Raw genomic sequence first — 15,455 nt, forward strand, 5'->3', positions numbered from 1 at the left:
GCGGGCGGCGCGGGCGTCGGGGAGGTCCCTGAGAACGTCCCTGACCCGCCCCTGGGGGCACCGGGTCCGCATCGAACCCCCGCCCAGCACTGGACAACCCGGCGTTTACGTGATCTGACGGAAGAGGTAAAAGCACCGACGATCGCGAACAGGAGTACCGGAAATGAGTGACACACCACAACTGAACACCGCCGGTACCGCGCTGCTGGAGCGGGCCCGCGACCTGCGCGCGCTGATCGACCGGGAGGCCGGGCAGGCAGAGGCCCAGGGCAGGCTCACCGACCCCGTCGTGGACGCCCTGCACGAGGCCGGGATGTTCGGCATGTGGGTGCCGGCCCCGCTGGGCGGCGCCGAGCTCTCGCCCAGGGAACTGCTGGACGTGCTCGCGGAGCTCTCCTACGCCGACCCCTCGACCGGCTGGGTGGTCATGGCGGCCAGCCTGGCGAACGGCACGGGCGGCGCGTACCTGGGCGACGACGCCGTCGAACGGATGTACGCGGGCCCGCGGATGCCGCTCATCGCGGGCCAGGGCACCCGGCCGGGCGTCGCCGTCCGGGAAGACGGAGGGTTCCGTCTCAGCGGGCAGTGGGGCTTCGCCTCCGGCATGCTGCACGCCCAGTACTCCCACAGCCTGGGCATCATCGAGGGCACCGACGAGGGACGGATCTTCATCACCCCCATCGACGAGGTCAAGCAGCTAGGCAACTGGGACGTCCTCGGCCTGCGCGCGACGGGCAGCATCGACTACGCCATCGACGGCGTCTTCGTACCGGAGTCGCGCAGCCACGTCTTCGACCTGAACGAGCCCCTGCGCGGCGGCGCGATCTACCGGCTGGGGCTGCTCGACCAGGCGCTGATCTGCCACTCCTCCTGGGCGCTCGGCGTCGGACGGAGGCTGCTCGACGAGCTCGCCAGGCACGTGGGGACCCGCGCGGGGCGGCCGGGCCAGATCGCGAGCAGTGACGCCTTCCACACCGACTTCGCCCGCGCGGAGGCGGGGTTCCGGGCGGCGAAGGCGCTGGTGCACGAGACGTGGGACGACGCCGAGCGCACGCTGGCCGCGGGCGGGCGGCTCGACGTGCGGCAGGAGACGATGGTGCGGCTCGCGCTCAACCACCTCACCTGGACGCTGGCCGAGGTGGCCGACTTCGTCTACGCCTCGGGCGGCACCTCGGCGCTGCGCGACGGGCTGATCCAGCGGCTGTTCAGGGACGTCCACGCGGGCACCCAGCACATCACCTCGGGCCCGCAGGCGCTGCGCGAGTGCGGGCGCGAGCTGGCGGGGCTGGCCCCGGGCGAGACGTGGCACCTCTTCGCCCTGGAAGCGTGACAGCGTCTGGGGTCAGCGTCTGGGGTCAGCGTCTGGGGTGCGCGCCTGGGGTCAGCGCCAGATCTCCGCGACGCGAGTCGCGGCGGCGCGGCCCTGGGCGTAGCCGGCTTCGGCGCTCGGCGTGCGGGACGACGGGTCCAGCGCGTCGGCGCCGAACGCGGCCAGCGCGGCCTCGTCCGGCTCGATCACCTCGACCGTGCCCGGGAGCCGCCCCCACGACGGCTCCTCCGGCTCGGGCATGGGAGCGAGCACCACGACGCGATCGAACCCGGCCGCCAGGTCGGCGTTGACCATCGTGCGTATGCCGCCGTCCATGTACCGGGCCCCGTCGATGGTGACGCACGGCCACACACCGGGAACGGCGCAGCTGGCCGCCACCGCGTCCACCAGCTCGACCCCGGAGCCCGGGTCGAACAGCCGCGGCTCTCCGGTGGCGGCGTCCACGGCCACGATCACCAGGTCCCGCTCGGGCCACTTGTGCACGGGCAACCGCGCCTCGATCACCTCACGCCGCGCGGCCTCGGGGACCGTGGCGGCGGCCAGCGCCATCGCGCCGATCGCACGCCGCTGCTCCCCGGCGTCGAGCGAGCTCTCGGAGATGCGCTCGAACATGGCCCACAGCTCCTCCATCGGCACGCCGGACCGGAGCTCGGCGTTCTGCAGGCCGGGGTCGGTCTGGCGGGCGAGCAGCTCGGTCAGCGTCAGGCCGCTGGTGACCTGGGCGGCCACCGTGGAGCCGGCCGAGGTGCCGATGATCCGGTCGGCGTCGGTGACGTCTGCCCCGCCGTCCGCGAGCCCGGCCAGCACGCCGGTCTCCCACGCGATCCCGGCGAGTCCCCCGCCGCCCAGCACCAGTGCCCGCCTGATCTCACTCATCGGTCCTCCACACGTGGCTGCTCATCCGGCATCTACCCGCTCATCGCAACACCGGCCACCCGCGATGCCATCCCCCATCGGACCCGAAAGGACCGGCCGCCCACCGAGCCGAGCCGGGCACGGGGGCGGGCCGGGCACGGGGTGGGCCGGGCACGGGGTGGGCCGGGCGCGAGGACGGGCCGGGACCTGTTCCTCATGCGAGGCGCACGCGAACCGTCGCAGAGGCGCCCTCCCGGTCGGCCAGGCGCCCGAACCTGAGCCCGCCCCGGGCCGCGACCGCGTCCCCTTCCAGCACGCCGGCGACAGGCCGGGGCAGCGTGACGGACAGTTCGCCCAGGTCGCGGCGGGGATCGGCGACGGTCACGGTGGCACTCCCGCCGGGCCGCTCGCGCACCAGCACCGCGCACGGGGCCGAGACGGTCAGGCCGCCGGCGGTGCCCGCGTTCCAGAAGCAGGCCGCCGTCAGCCCCAGCGCGGGCACCTGCACGGCCTGCACCCGGGCGGTGTTGGCCGGCACGCGCACCCGTCCGGGATCCGCGGCGCGTAACCGGGTCTCCCACGGCGTCGCGCCGGGCAGCAGCGTGTAGGCGTAGCCGGCGTCGCGCGGATCGACGCCGTGATCCAGCCAGAGCGTCGTGTAGTCCCTGCTCACCCCGCCGCCCGCGCGGCGATCCCGCAGCGTGCGCAGGACCTGCGGGCCCGGCACGAGGTAACCGCCGTGCCCCTCGACGTGCGCCCATCCCTCCCCCGTGGTGAGCGCGGCACTCGTCCTGCGGTTGTCCACGATCGTCTCGACGGCCACGCCGTCGCCGGCCGTGATGCCCGCGCCCAGGCAGACGACGGCGTCGTCGAGGAAGAACCACGACTTGAACGCCTCCATCGTGCTCTCCAGCCCGCTGAGGTGCTGGCCGACGGCCGCGTACGTGCCGTCGCTCGCCCCGCCCACCCACCGCCACGGCGTACGGGTGTCGCCCCATCCCGCCCCGGCCCCGTCGGGCAGCCGCCGGGTGGAGACGGTCGTGCCCGGCAGCCGGTAGGGGTCCACGGTCGGCCAGAACGCGTCGGAGTATTGATCGCCCGAGCCCTCGGCCCACCAGTAGAGCATCCCCGAGCCGGTGTGCCAGCCGCGCAGGTTCTCGCCGTTGCCGTGCTCGTAGTGGCCGATCCGGTGCGAGGCCATGCTGAGCGCCGCGCACCAGCCCGGCGCCCGGTGCACGGCCCTGGCGCTCATGGGCAGCAGCCGGTGCCCGAGCGGCTCGGGCGCCGCGGGCACGGCGTCGTCGTCCATGATCACCGTCAGGCGGGCGTGCAGCGCGGGGTCGGCGTGCCGCAACACCGGCCGGTACGTGCCGCGTACCGCCCAGCCCTTCACCATCGCCTGCCAGCGCGCCCGCACCTCGGTCGGCGCGCTCTCCCCCAGCAGCAGCACCGCGGCCGCGATGGCCCGCCCGCTCTCGTGGTCGCCGAACGCCCTCCTGCCGACCGACCGGCCGCGGACGAGGTCCATGCAGGCGCCGTCGCGGACGAAGGGGGCGAATGACCGCTCGACCGTGTCGAACACGTTCGTGTCGGTGAGCTCCCAGGGTGATCCGCGCAGCACCGCGTACAGCGTGGCCAGCCCCGACAGCAGCGTCACCCCGTAGGTGCCCTGGTAGGGCACGTAGGAGTGCTGGATGTACGACCCGTCGCGGTAGAACCCGTCGCCGTCGGAGACCAGCCGGAACACCGGCGCCAGCGCGGCGACGGCCGCCCGCGCCCGCTCGTGGTCGTCGTCGAGCATGGCCCGCAGCAGCGTCACCAGGCACAGGTCCACCCGGTTGGCGGCGGTGCTGGTGCCGCCGTAGGAGGCGAGCCGGCTCAGTGGCACGAAGTGGTCGACCGCGTCCCTCAGCTCAGCACTCGCCTGCCCCGTCAACACGGCCGCGTCGAGCAATGCCTTCGGCACGCCGATCTGCCAGTGCCACCAGTTGCCTGCGGGCTCGGCGCCGGCCGCGTAGACATGCCGGACATAGTGACTCATGCCCTCGGCGACCGCCCTCGCCAGCTCAGGACGCTCGTCCAGCGCGTACGCCAGCGCCATGACCCGCAGCCGCCGCGGCGTGGCCGTGAACGAGGGGAACCGCTCGTCCGGCCAGAGCCAGGACGGCCCCGGCGCCATCGTGTCGCGGTAACGGGCGGCGGCCCGCGCCAGCTCACGGTACGGCCGCGCCCTCGGATCGCCCGGCGGCCCCGTCGCCACCTCCCGCCAGCGGTGGCGCAGCAGCGTGAACGTGTCGTCCGGCGTGTGCGCGGCCCGTGCGGGCGTCAGCGCCCCCAGCGTCCCCGCCGCGCCCACGCCGCCGAGCCGGAGGAACGATCGCCTGGATGGCAGCGGCACGCCTCGATTATCACGCGCCGCGCAGGCCGGTGAACCAGTCGAGGATGCGCGGCAGGGCGCGGAACGGAGAGGTCATGTGGTCCACGTTCCCGACGTCGGTGAACGTCGCCTTGACCCCGCTCGCCTTCAGCTCCTTCAGGCAGAGGCGGGAGTTGGCGACGGCCACGTCCTTGTCGCCGCGCCCGGCGTAGAGCCGGACGGGCACGCCGGGCCGCCATCCGGCGCAGGTGACGTCGTTGACCAGCATCGCGTGCAGCAGCGAGCCCGACGGCTCGGCCATGCGCTTGAGGTAGGCGGCGGTGACCAGGTCGCGGGGCGAGGCGGGCAGCCCGGCCGCGATCTCCTCGAAGCTGTGGTGCCCGTCGAAGAGCCGCTCCACGGCCGGGTCCTGGAACACCTCGGACGGGGAGTCATACAGGTGGTGCAGCCGGTTCATCGAGACCGTCCAGTACGCCAGGTAGAACGTGGCGCTGTGGGGGTCGAGCCGGCCCTTGAGCAGCGCGGGCATCTCGGCCCTGCACACGTGGAACGGCCCCGCGATCGGTGCGACGTGGTGGGCGTGCCGTCCACGGCGACGGTGCGGTAGACGACCGCGTACAGGTCGGCGCCCTGCGGCCGGTGCGGCACGGGGAAGCCGCCCTCGGTGAGCGTGGCCTCGACCTGCTCGGCCGACAGCCGCGCCAGCAACTCGGCGGAGACCACCGAGCCTCTGCCATCGACGGTCACGCTCCTGGACGATGTGGTGGAGGACATCTCGGATCGGGTCAGGTCGGACGTCCCCGATCGCGAGGCGGAGGACGTCCCGGTCGCGGCCAGCGCGGCCGGAGCGGTCGCGGTGGCCAGGACGAGCCCGGCGCAGGCGAGGGCGAGCAGCCGGGTCTTCATGGAGGTCTTCATGGCACGAAACGCTAGGGATCGCGGCGTCCGAGCCTCATCCCGCGCTCCGCCCAGCTCATGGTGGTGCCCGCCCCCCTTACACCGGCAGGACCGCCCCCGCCCGTTTCATGGTCCTGATGATCGGCCCCGTCTCGATGTGCCGGATGGCGGGCAGCGCGCCCACACTGTCGGTCAGGTAGCGGTAGAGCGCGGCGTCGTCACGGCAGACGATGCTGGCCGTCAGGTTGGTCGGCCCCGTCGTCGCGCCCGCGAACGCCACCTCGGGATGCTCCGCCAGCGCCCGCCCCGTCGCGTCGAGCTCGGCCGGCGGCACCGACATCCACAGCTGGGCCTCCACCTGATAGCCGAGCAGCGTGGGCAGCACGTCCATGTCGAAGAAGAGGGCGCCCGCCGCGCAGAGCTGTTCCATCCGGCGCTTGACCGTCGACTCCGACCAGCCCGTCACCGCCGCCAGGTCCGCGTAGCCGGTACGCCCGTCGCGCGACAGCGCGTCCACCATCGCCTGGTCGCCGGGCCCGAGCGTGAGCCGTTCGCCGTCGCCGCGCGGCCCGCGGACGCGCTCCGCCGCCAGGTGCGCCACCTGGTCGGGCGAGAGCACGGCCAGCCCCGACCAGCCGACCCGCCCGCCCACGAACGTGTGCAGGGTCCGGTGCGCCGACACCGACAGCACCCGGTTGGTCCGCGCGAGCTTGTCGAGCAGCAGCGACTCGCGCTCCTTGGCGGTGCGGTGCAGCGTGCCGCTGGAGATCTCCGTGCCGCCGGACAGCAGGTGTACCCAGAACGTGTCGGAGCGCCGCGCGAGCGCCTCGGCGATCGACACCGCCGCGTCGGGGGTGCAGCGCAGCCTGATCGCCCACGACTCGTAGCCGAGCCGCCGCCCGTCCACGACGCCGACCACCCGCAACATGCCGCTGGAGCGCAACCGGCGGTAGCGGCGCGCCACCCGCTGGTCGGACACCCCGAGCACCTCGGCGATGCGGTTGAACGAGGCCCGCCCGTCGACCTGGAGCGCGTGCATCAGGCCCCGGTCCACCTCGTCCAGCTCAACGATTTCCACCACCACAGGCTAGCTCACACGGAAAACCTGCAGAACAGCCGCTGTTGCTGGTGGGAACCCGCACCCGGGCCGCACTGTGGTCGCCATGACCCAAACCCGGATCCCCGAGACCGCGACCACCTCGTGGTCGCCTCTGGTGGCCGCCTGCCTGGGAGCCTTCATGCTCCTCGTGGACGTCACCATCGTCATGGTCGCCCTCCCCGACATCACCGCCGATCTCGGCATGTCCTTCACCGGCGGGCAATGGCTGCTCGACGGCTACGCGCTGGCGCTGGCCGCCCTGCTACTGGCCGCAGGATCGTTCGCCGACCACACGGGGCGGCGCAAGGTGTACCTGGCGGCGCTGGCCGTGTTCGCGCTGGCCTCGCTGGCCTGCGGGCTGGCCCCCTCCGGCGGCGTGCTGCTGGCGGCCCGCGTGGTGCAGGGGGCGGCGGCCGCGGCCATGATGGCCACCACCCTCGCCCTCATCAGCGCCACCTACCACGGCCGGCGGCGCGGCATCGCGTTCGGCGTGTGGGGCGGCGTGAACGGGGCCGCCGCGGCCGTCGCGCCCGTGCTCGGCGGCCTGCTCACCGAGCACCTGCACTGGCGGGCCATCTTCCTGGTGAACCTGCCCATCACGCTGATCGCCGGCTGGCTGACCGTGCGCGGCGTGGAGGAGTCGCGCCTGCCCGGCGGGGCCAGGCTCGACTGGATCGGCATGGCCACGTTCACGCTGGCGGCCGGCGGGCTCACGTACGGGCTGATCGAGGGCGGCGAGCACGGCTGGACGGCGGCGCGGACGCTGGTGCCGCTCGGCGCGGCGGCGGTGGCGCTCGCGGCCTTCCTCGTCGCCGAGACGCGCGGCGCGAACCCCATGCTGGACCTGCGCCTGTTCGCCGACCGGTCGTTCAGCGGGATCATGGCGGGCGCCGGGCTGCTCATGCCGGCCGCGTTCGCCTGCCTGGCCTTCACCTCGCTCTGGCTGCAGCAGGACCTGCGGCTCGGCCCCGTGACGGCGGGGCTGGCGCTGTCGCCGATGGCCCTCTCCTCGCTGGTGACCTCCGTGGCCGCCTCCCGGCTGCTGCCGACGCTGACGCCGCGCGCCGCGCTCGGCGGTGGGCTGCTGCTGATCGGCGCGGGTTCGTTCCTCCAGGGCCTGCTCGGCGCGGAGTCGGACTGGCCGGCGCTGGCGCCCGGCCTGATCGTCGTCGGCGTCGGCGTCGGGCTGGCCGTGCCCGCGCTCAGCTCCGCCGCCATGGCCCACGCCCCGGCCGGACGCGCCGGCATGGCGGCCGGCACGGTGAACACGGTCAGGCAGCTCGGGTACGCGCTCGGCATCGCGGTGCTCGGCATCGTGTACCAGGGCGGCGGACCGGCGTACGCCATGCTCAACGACGTCTACCGGGTCAGCGCGCTCACGGGTGTGCTGGCGGGCCTGCTGGTCCTGGTCACCGTCACGGGAGCGGCCACGCGCCGCGCTTGAGCCGGGCCTGCGCGGTCCTCAGACCCCGGCTCTGATCGGCACGACGTTGCCCGCCGTGCCCTGGCGCGGGAGCGCGAACCAGGTGGCCTTGCCGACGAGGTCGGGGCGGGTGACGTAACGCTGGGGGTGGCAGCCGTAGAAGCCGTCGGAGAGCCTGGCGATGATGCGCAGGCCGCGTCCGTGCTCGGCCGCGAGGTCGTGGGGGGCCTGGGCGGGCAGCAGCGGGCTGCTGTCCACGACCACGCACATGATCTCTCTGGCGTCCACGTGCAGCCCGAGTTCGTACGGTTCGGCGCCGTACATGAGGGCATTAGTGATCAATTCGCTCACCATGAGAACGGCGTCGTCCATGACCTCGGAAGAAAGGGAGAGTTGTGACAATTCCGTGCGAATGACAGCTCGTGCCCGCCCCACTGTCCTGACGTCGTCGTGCAGCGGCCACGCGTACTGCATCCGGCTCCGCCGAGTCGATCGCAGCCTGGTCATGGCATCTGTCTCCTGTGCCGATGGGCAACGGATGCGCGTTTCGCTTAACAAGAGGACCTGCCCGGGGGTTGTCGTACATCGCCGTCGAAACATGTACGTACGGGAAGGCGTTTTGGGTCGATTCTTCGGCGAGAAATCGCCATTGTTTTGCCGGTCGCTCGAAACGGCGGCGCCGGGCCGGGTACTGACTCCCGCATGAGCAGTCCTGACGAGCACAAGTCCAAGATCGACGGCAAACGCGAACGCCACCGCCCCGCCGAGCCCGTGCCCGCCGGCCGCAAGGCCCTGGAGCAGGCGCTGTCGGAGTCGGGCATGGCCATCGAAGATCTCATCGGCCCCGGCGGCCCGGCATGACCCCGCACGACACGAACCCTGCAGCGAGGTCGCCGCGCGACACGAGCCTCGCGGACGGAGAGCCGCACGGCACGAGCCCCGCGGCGGGGGTGCCGCAGTCCGCCGGCGTCAGTTCCGCAGCAGGGACCACACGACGGCCGGCGTCAGAGGGACGTCGGTGACCCGGTCGGCGATCTCCGGGAGCGCGGCGGCCACCGCGTTGGCGATAGCGGCCGGCGGCCCGATCGTGCCGGCCTCCCCGACGCCCTTCATCCCGCCAGGGGTGAGCGGCGACGGCGTCTCCAGCAGCACGACCTCGATGCCGGGCACCTCCCGCGTGGTCGGCGGCAGGTATTCGGCGATCGGCTGCCCGTCGTCGGTGTAGCCGATCTCCTCGGTCAGCGCCTGGCCGATGCCCTGGGCCACGCCGCCCGTGAGCTGCCCCTCCACCACGGCGGGGTTGACCAGCACGCCGGCGTCGTTGACCACCCAGTAGCGCTCCACCTCGACCGCGCCGGTCTCGGGATCGACGGCCACGGCCGCCGCGTGGGCCCCGTACGCGAACGCGTAGCCCTCCGGGTCGTAGCTGACCCGTTCCTCAAGGCCGGGCGCGAACCCCTCGGGCAGGTCCCAGCCGCGCCAGGCCGAGGTGGCCAGCTCGCGCAGCGTCAGCGACGCCCGCGGATCGCCCTGCACCCGTACCGCCCCGTCGGCGATCTCCAGGTCGCCGGCGTCGGCCTCAAGCCGGTGCGCGGCCAGGGCCAGCAGCCTGGCCCGCAGCCGCGCGGCGGCCCGCACGAGCGCGCCGCCGCCGACCGCCAGCGAGCGGCTGGCGATCGCCCCGATCGACGAGTACGGCGTCGTCGCCGTGTCCCCCAGCACCACCCGCACCCGCTCGATGGGCACCCCCACCCGGTCGGCCGCGATCTGGGCCAGCGCCGTCTCGATCCCCTGCCCCATGGAGACCACCCCGGACGACACCACCACGGACCCGTCCTGCTCCATCCGCAGGATCGCCGTCTCGTAGCCGCCCGCCGCCGCGTTGATGGCCTTCATGTCCATCGACGGCCCCATGCCGGTGCTCTCCACGTGGCAGGAGAAGCCCACGCCGCGCCGGCGCCCGTCGTCTTTCTCGACCGGCCGGACCAGGTCGCGCAGCGTGCGCAGGGCGCGCGGGTAGTCGCCGGAGTCGTACGTCTGGAAGACGCGCGTCGTGTACGGCAGCTCCTCCGGCCGCAGCATGTTGCGCAGCCGCAGCTCGACCGGGTCCAGGCCGAGCCTGCGGGCCGCCTCGTCGATCAGCCGCTCCCTGGTCAGAGCGGCTTCCGGCTGGCCGAAACCGCGGTAGGAGCCGGTCGGCGTGGTCGTGGTGACGACGCCGCGCACCCGTACGGCGAAGCGGTCGAACCGGTACGGCCCGGGCAGCAGCGTGGCGGTGACCGCGAACGTCGAGCCGCCCACGTTCGACGGATGGGCGCCGAGGTCGCCGAGCACGTCCACGTCCATGGCCACGAAGCGCCCGTCGCCGTCGAGCGCGAGCCGTCCCCTGTGCACGCCCTGCCGGGCGGGCAGCGTGGCGAACAGCCGGTCGCCCGGCGACTCCGACCAGCTCACCGGCCGGCCCAGCCGCATCGCGGCCAGGCAGGCGAGCGTCTCGTCCGGGTAGACGTGCTCCTTGCCGCCGAACCCGCCGCCGGTGTCGCGGCTGATGACGCGGACCCGGTCGTGGGACAGCCCGAGCGCGTCGGCCAGGTGTTCACGGGCGTGGTGCGGCGCCTGGGAGGACAGGTGGACGGTCAGCTCGTCGTCGGCGTAAGAGGCCACCACGCCGCGCGGCTCCAGCGGGTACGGCGAGACCCGGCCCATCCTGAAGGTCATCTCGACGACGTGCTCGGCCCCCTCGACAGCGTCGGCGCAGTCGTCGTCGCCCATGGTGAAGTCGAAGAGCACGTTGCCGCCGAGCTCGGGATGGAGCGGCGGCGCGTCGGCGGCCAGCGCCCGCTCGGCGCCGACCACGGCGGGCAGCTCGTCGAGGTCCAGGTCGAGGAGGTCGCCGGCGTCCCTGGCGGCCTCCGGGGTCTCGGCGACGACGACGGCGAGCGGCTGGCCCACGTATCTGACGGCGTCGTCCAGCACGGGGTAGGACGTCATCGGCTGGCCTGGCATGACGGTCACGCAGGGCAGGCGGAGATCGGCGGCGTCGGCGGGGAGGATGACGTCGAGCACGCCCTCGACGGCCCGCGCCGCCTTGACGTCGCAGCCGAGCAGCCGGCCGTGCGCGACGGGGCTGCGCACGACGTGCGCGTACGCCATGCCCAGCAGGCGTACGGAGGCGACGTATCTGCTCTTTCCCGTCAGCAGTCTGGCGTCTTCCCTGCGTGGCGTCCGCGCGCCGACATACCCGTTCCCCATGGGCCGATTGTGCGCGCTGCCCGGGCGGCGGTCTATACGATCCGCGGGAAAGAGCACGTCAGCGGGGGTAACGATGCAGACTTTCCTGCCATATCCGGATTTCGCGGCTTCGGCTGCGGTGCTCGACCCGCTGCGGCTGGGCAAACAGCGCGTCGAGACGTTGCAGGTCCTGCGCGCCCTCACCGTCCCCGGGTACGGCTGGCGGCACCACCCCGTCGTGAAGATGTGGGCCGGTTACGAGGAGGCGCTCGTACGCTACGGGCTGGAGATGTGCCGCCACTGGTGCTCACTCGGCCGCGCCGACACCTGCGCGGACACCATGACCACCGAGATCGCCCTGCTGCGCGCCACGCCCGTGGTCCGCGCGCAGGCCGAGCTGGCGGCGGCCGGGGAGCTGCCGCCCTGGCTCGGCGATGAGAAGTTGCACCTCAGCCACCGCTCGGCGCTCCTGCGCAAGGACCCCGGCTTCTACCGGCCGGTCTTCGGCGACGACGACCCCGACGACCTGGACTACGTCTGGCCCCGCTCCGACCGCCTGCCCGCCTGACCGTCCCGCCGTTCATTCGCGGGCCATCACCCGGATGAGCTGGGCGACACCGCCGCCGAACAATGCCACCCCGAGCGGCAGGTGAAGGACCGTCATGTGCGCCAGCCCCAGGAGCGCCGCCGCGACCGTGAGCACCAGCAGCGCCGCGGCCGGCCCGACGAACCTGGCGGACCCGCCGCCGGGCCGCCAGACCAGGATCGCGGCGACCAGGTGGGCGAGCCCGATGACGCCCAGGGCGATGCCCGAGTTCTCGTGCAGCGCCCGTCCGCCGGGCGAGGAGAGCAGCATGCCCGCCGTCACCGCCTGGAACAGCAGCGCGACGACGTGCAGGACGACCACCGCCTTGAGCGCCTGCATCGGCCAGGGGGCGGTGGCGGGCGGGGTGGCGAGGGTGTGGTGCGCGGTCATGATCGCTCTCCTTGAATGGTTTCGGCCTGTACGCCGCCCGCCCCGCTCCGAACGGCCCCTTCACCAGCTCCCCCGCCGCCGGCCTTGCCGCCACCGGCCTTCCCGCCGCCGGCGTGCCCGGCACCAGGACGTCCGGCTGCTGTGATGCGGACCTCCACGTGCGCGGTGGCCAGGATCGCCCCGAAGGCGCACAGCCGTACCAGGTCCTCGTCCGTACGGGCGCCGCCGCGCCAGGCGGCCACGTCGGCGTCCGTCACCCGGTACGGCGCCAACGCGGTGAGCAGGACCAGCCGCGCCCCCGCGCGGTCACCGGCGGGCAGGCCGGCCAGCGGCTCGTCCAGCCAGGCGGTGCCCATCGGCGGATGCGCGCCGTCCCAGCCCGCGACCGCGCGGGTCACGGCCGCCCGCGCCGGACCGCTGAGCAGGTCGCCACCGGCTTCCGCGACGGCCTTGAGCGTGGCGTACGCGGTCCCGGCCGGAGCCCCGTCCGCCCAGCCGGGCTCGGCACGGGCGGGCAGCCCGGCGATCAGCGGCAGCCCCGTCCCGGGAGCCGCCGACCTGCGCACCGGGCCCGCCATCGCCCGCCCACCCACACTCCTGACCAGGCGGAACCTCTGCAGGTTGCCCGGCATGAGGTTCTCGGTGAGCAGCGCGGAGGCGATCCGGTTGATGAAGTGGAAGCTCAGCGCGGTCCCGACGTACTCGGGCGCCAGCGCGTCAGGGTACGGCCGCGCCGCCCCGGGCGACCTGGCCCAGGCCAGCAGCGCGGCGTGCCCGGGATCCGCGGGCACCTCGCCACGGGCGATGCTCTCGCCCAGCCGGTGGTCACCGGTGGCGTGCAGCAGCGTCGTGTGCGCGGCCACGCAGAACGTGCACTGGTTGGCCAGCGAGACCCCCAGTGCCACGACCTCCTTGCCGGTCCTGGGCGCCGCCCCGGCCAGCAGCGACTCGCGCAGCGTGACCCAGGTCGCGGCCAGCACCTCCTCGGCAGGCGACAGGGTCAGGAACACCGCCATGCGCGCCATGCCGAAGTCCTCGGCGAGCTGGGCGTACACCTGCGCCGTCCGGCCGGTGGCGAGCCTGGCCGGTATGGGGGTGACGTAACGGAAGGAGCCGGCCATCATCGGCTCCCGCACCGGATCGTGTCCATGGCCGAATCGTCCTGCGCGGACCCGCCGCCGGTCATCGGCCGTGGGGAGACTTCCGTGGCTACCGCCGGCGGCCGGGAACCGGAACGCGTACTTCGCCGGTAGTAGTGCGGAATCACTTCCCCGCGCCGATGAGCCCGCCCGGAACTCGTTCTAATCTGCAGGGATGAGCTCTGTGCACGCGTGGCGGCCGGTCGCCGTGGACGGCGCGCTGGCCGTCGTGGTGGCCGTCCTGCAGTCGGTCACCGTGCTGGCCAACCCCGACGCGGGCGCCCTCGACCTCGTCGCCGTGCTGGCCGCCTCGGCCGCCCTCGTCGCCTGGCGGCGGGCGCCCCTGGTTCCGCTGCTGGTCAGCACGCTCGGCATGCTCGTCTACGCGGCGCACGCGCAGCCGGGCCCGCCCGCCGCCTTCCCGGTGATGGTGTCGGTCTTCGGCGCGGTACGCGCGGGGCACCGGGTGCTGCCCGCGCTGGCCGGCACGCTCTTCCTGGGCGTCACGCTGGCGGCCAACCTGGCCGGCGCGGCGTCCGGGCAGGACCCCCAGACGCTCGTCCAGGGGACGGTGCTGCTGCTGGGCTGGTTCCTGGCCGCCGGGGTGGGGGGCACGGTGACCAGGCACCGGCAGGCGTACCTGGAGCAGGCCGAGCAGCGCGCCGCCGAGGCCGAGCGGACCCGCGAGGAGGTGGCGCGGCGGCGCGCGGGCGAGGAGCGGCTGCGCATCGCCAGGGAGCTGCACGACACGCTCACCCACAGCATCTCCGTGATCAAGGTGCAGGCCGGGGTGGCGGTGCACCTGGCGCGCAAGCGCGGCGACGAGGTGCCCGCGGCGCTGCTCGCCATCCAGGAGGCCAGCGGCGACGCCATGCGCGAACTGCGCGCCACCCTGGAGGTCCTGCGCGACGACGACGCACGGGAGCGGGACCCGCACGACAGCCCAGACGGGGGCCCGCACGAGCACCTGCACGAGCGCCTGGACGAGCATCTAAACGGGGGCCCACGTGAGCGGGCGGAGCCGGTCAGACCTGAGCCGAGCGGGCTCGACCGGCTCGACGACCTGGTGGACCGGGCCCGCTCGACCGGCCTGCCCGCGACGGTGACCGTCTCGGGCGAGCGCAGACGGCTGCCCGTGGAGGTCGACCGGGCCGCGTACCGGATCGTCCAGGAGGCGCTCACCAACGTCTCCAGGCACGCGGGCGGCGCCGCCGCCTCGGTGCGCATCGACTACGGAGGGACGGAGCTGGTCGTGCAGGTGGAGGACGACGGCGCGGCCAGGAGCGACGCGCCGCCCGTGCCGGGCGTGGGCCTGGTCGGCATGCGCGAGCGCGTCACGGCGCTCGGCGGCCGGCTGCGGGCCGAGCCCCGCGCCGAGGGCGGCTTCACCGTACGGGCGGAGCTGCCTCTGGGGGACCCGTCGTGATCCGGGTGCTCCTCGCGGACGATCAGGCGCTCATCCGGGGCGGTTTCCGCGCCCTGCTGGAGGCCGAGGACGACATCGAGGTGGTGGCCGAGGCCGCGAACGGCGAGCAGGCCGTCGCGCTCGCCCTCGCGCACCTGCCCGACGTGGCGCTCGTCGACGTGCAGATGCCGGTGATGGACGGCATCGAGGCGACCCGGCGCATCGCCGGCGACGAGCGGCTGAGCGGTGTGCACGTGGTGATCCTGACCAACTACGGCCTCGACGAGTACGTCTTCGACGCGCTCAGGGCGGGCGCGGGCGGCTTCCTGGTCAAGGACACCGAGCCGGTGGACCTGCTGCAGGGCGTCAGGGTGGCGGCCAGGGGCGACGCCCTGCTGTCGCCCTCGATCACCCGCCGCCTGATCGGCGAGTTCGTCGCCCGCCGCCCCGAGCCGGACCACCGGGGCCTGGACGTGCTGACCAACCGTGAGCGCGAGGTGACCGCCCTGGTGGCCCGCGGCCTGTCCAACGACGAGATCGCGGCGCACATGGTGATCAGCCCGACCACCGCCAAGACCCACGTCAGCAGGGCCATGACGAAGCTGCACGCCCGTGACCGGGCCCAGCTCGTGGTCTTCGCGTACGAGTCGGGACTGGTCGTTCCCCGGGCGGGTCGCTGAGCCCCCTTTCGCACCCCTCGTGGTGGAATGGGCTCAGGAGGCG

The 15,455-nt window shown here is 73.8% G+C and carries 15 protein-coding genes; 6 read left to right on the plus strand and 9 right to left on the minus strand.

Annotation, left to right across the window (positions count from 1 at the left end; all coding sequences use genetic code 11):
* Positions 1-163: 163 nt before the first annotated feature.
* Positions 164-1,330 carry an acyl-CoA dehydrogenase family protein gene (locus AB0C28_RS01610; RefSeq protein WP_357840050.1) on the plus strand — a complete coding sequence of 389 codons (1,167 nt, stop codon included), beginning with the start codon at positions 164-166 and terminating at the stop codon, positions 1,328-1,330.
* Between the two features lie 51 nt (positions 1,331-1,381).
* Here the strand turns inward: AB0C28_RS01610 and AB0C28_RS01615 are convergent, their stop codons facing one another.
* From AB0C28_RS01615 to AB0C28_RS01635, 5 genes are all read right to left on the minus strand, one after another.
* Positions 1,382-2,206 (minus strand): patatin-like phospholipase family protein, encoded by an 825-nt coding sequence (locus tag AB0C28_RS01615; protein ID WP_358072684.1) that lies wholly within the window; start codon positions 2,204-2,206, stop codon positions 1,382-1,384.
* A 193-nt stretch (positions 2,207-2,399) separates the two neighbouring features.
* Positions 2,400-4,583, minus strand: coding sequence for a polysaccharide lyase 8 family protein (locus AB0C28_RS01620; protein WP_358072686.1), 2,184 nt, complete (start codon positions 4,581-4,583; stop codon positions 2,400-2,402).
* A 10-nt stretch (positions 4,584-4,593) separates the two neighbouring features.
* Positions 4,594-5,091 (minus strand): hypothetical protein, encoded by a 498-nt coding sequence (locus tag AB0C28_RS01625; protein ID WP_358072688.1) that lies wholly within the window; start codon positions 5,089-5,091, stop codon positions 4,594-4,596.
* A complete protein-coding gene (locus AB0C28_RS01630) occupies positions 5,016-5,480 on the minus strand; it encodes a hypothetical protein (RefSeq protein WP_358072690.1) in 465 nt (154 codons plus the stop codon). Before AB0C28_RS01630 ends, AB0C28_RS01625 begins: the two co-directional genes overlap by 76 nt.
* 76 nt (positions 5,481-5,556) lie before the next feature.
* Positions 5,557-6,537: an Lrp/AsnC family transcriptional regulator gene (locus AB0C28_RS01635; RefSeq protein WP_358072692.1), complete on the minus strand. Its 981-nt coding sequence runs from the start codon at positions 6,535-6,537 to the stop codon at positions 5,557-5,559.
* Between the two features lie 85 nt (positions 6,538-6,622).
* Between AB0C28_RS01635 and AB0C28_RS01640 the strand changes: the two genes are divergently transcribed.
* Positions 6,623-8,002 carry a DHA2 family efflux MFS transporter permease subunit gene (locus AB0C28_RS01640; protein WP_358072694.1) on the plus strand — a complete coding sequence of 460 codons (1,380 nt, stop codon included), beginning with the start codon at positions 6,623-6,625 and terminating at the stop codon, positions 8,000-8,002.
* Positions 8,003-8,020: 18 nt separating this feature from the next.
* Here AB0C28_RS01640 and AB0C28_RS01645 read toward each other — a convergent pair whose 3' ends face one another.
* Entirely contained in the window at positions 8,021-8,581 is a 561-nt protein-coding gene (locus AB0C28_RS01645) for an ATP-binding protein (protein ID WP_346101584.1), read from the minus strand.
* A gap of 102 nt (positions 8,582-8,683) precedes the next feature.
* On the opposite strand from AB0C28_RS01645, the gene AB0C28_RS01650 reads away from it, so the two are divergent.
* Entirely contained in the window at positions 8,684-8,842 is a 159-nt protein-coding gene (locus tag AB0C28_RS01650) for a hypothetical protein (protein ID WP_357840031.1), read from the plus strand.
* A gap of 108 nt (positions 8,843-8,950) precedes the next feature.
* Here the strand turns inward: AB0C28_RS01650 and AB0C28_RS01655 are convergent, their stop codons facing one another.
* Complete coding sequence (locus AB0C28_RS01655; protein ID WP_358072696.1) at positions 8,951-11,233, minus strand: xanthine dehydrogenase family protein molybdopterin-binding subunit; 2,283 nt, start codon at positions 11,231-11,233, stop codon at positions 8,951-8,953.
* 73 nt (positions 11,234-11,306) lie between these two features.
* Between AB0C28_RS01655 and AB0C28_RS01660 the strand changes: the two genes are divergently transcribed.
* Positions 11,307-11,780, plus strand: coding sequence for an MSMEG_6728 family protein (locus AB0C28_RS01660; RefSeq protein WP_358072698.1), 474 nt, complete (start codon positions 11,307-11,309; stop codon positions 11,778-11,780).
* Positions 11,781-11,792: 12 nt separating this feature from the next.
* Here AB0C28_RS01660 and AB0C28_RS01665 read toward each other — a convergent pair whose 3' ends face one another.
* Both AB0C28_RS01665 and AB0C28_RS01670 read right to left on the minus strand, forming a co-directional pair.
* Complete coding sequence (locus tag AB0C28_RS01665; RefSeq protein ID WP_358072700.1) at positions 11,793-12,188, minus strand: hypothetical protein; 396 nt, start codon at positions 12,186-12,188, stop codon at positions 11,793-11,795.
* On the minus strand, positions 12,185-13,324 hold the full coding sequence (locus tag AB0C28_RS01670) for a carboxymuconolactone decarboxylase family protein (RefSeq protein ID WP_358072702.1): 1,140 nt from the start codon (positions 13,322-13,324) through the stop codon (positions 12,185-12,187). Before AB0C28_RS01670 ends, AB0C28_RS01665 begins: the two co-directional genes overlap by 4 nt.
* A gap of 178 nt (positions 13,325-13,502) precedes the next feature.
* Between AB0C28_RS01670 and AB0C28_RS01675 the strand changes: the two genes are divergently transcribed.
* Both AB0C28_RS01675 and AB0C28_RS01680 read left to right on the plus strand, forming a co-directional pair.
* Entirely contained in the window at positions 13,503-14,753 is a 1,251-nt protein-coding gene (locus AB0C28_RS01675) for a sensor histidine kinase (protein WP_358072704.1), read from the plus strand.
* The gene (locus AB0C28_RS01680) at positions 14,750-15,412 is read left to right on the plus strand and encodes a response regulator transcription factor (RefSeq protein WP_357840015.1); all 663 of its coding nucleotides are present in this window, start codon (positions 14,750-14,752) and stop codon (positions 15,410-15,412) included. The genes AB0C28_RS01675 and AB0C28_RS01680 overlap by 4 nt, the downstream gene beginning before the upstream one ends.
* Positions 15,413-15,455: the final 43 nt, after the last annotated feature.

The organism is Nonomuraea sp. NPDC048892, assembly GCF_040649735.1.
GTDB classification, from domain to species: Bacteria; Actinomycetota; Actinomycetes; order Streptosporangiales; family Streptosporangiaceae; genus Nonomuraea; species Nonomuraea maheshkhaliensis.

Coding starts and splice junctions, on each gene's coding strand:
- AB0C28_RS01610 (WP_357840050.1), top strand. CDS start 164: ATGAGTGACACACCACAACTGAACACCGCCGGTACCGCGCTGCTGGAG.
- AB0C28_RS01615 (WP_358072684.1), bottom strand. CDS start 2,206: ATGAGTGAGATCAGGCGGGCACTGGTGCTGGGCGGCGGGGGACTCGCC.
- AB0C28_RS01625 (WP_358072688.1), bottom strand. CDS start 5,091: ATGCCCGCGCTGCTCAAGGGCCGGCTCGACCCCCACAGCGCCACGTTC.
- AB0C28_RS01630 (WP_358072690.1), bottom strand. CDS start 5,480: ATGAAGACCTCCATGAAGACCCGGCTGCTCGCCCTCGCCTGCGCCGGG.
- AB0C28_RS01640 (WP_358072694.1), top strand. CDS start 6,623: ATGACCCAAACCCGGATCCCCGAGACCGCGACCACCTCGTGGTCGCCT.
- AB0C28_RS01645 (WP_346101584.1), bottom strand. CDS start 8,581: ATGTTTCGACGGCGATGTACGACAACCCCCGGGCAGGTCCTCTTGTTA.
- AB0C28_RS01650 (WP_357840031.1), top strand. CDS start 8,684: ATGAGCAGTCCTGACGAGCACAAGTCCAAGATCGACGGCAAACGCGAA.
- AB0C28_RS01655 (WP_358072696.1), bottom strand. CDS start 11,233: ATGGGGAACGGGTATGTCGGCGCGCGGACGCCACGCAGGGAAGACGCC.
- AB0C28_RS01660 (WP_358072698.1), top strand. CDS start 11,307: ATGCAGACTTTCCTGCCATATCCGGATTTCGCGGCTTCGGCTGCGGTG.
- AB0C28_RS01665 (WP_358072700.1), bottom strand. CDS start 12,188: ATGACCGCGCACCACACCCTCGCCACCCCGCCCGCCACCGCCCCCTGG.
- AB0C28_RS01675 (WP_358072704.1), top strand. CDS start 13,503: ATGAGCTCTGTGCACGCGTGGCGGCCGGTCGCCGTGGACGGCGCGCTG.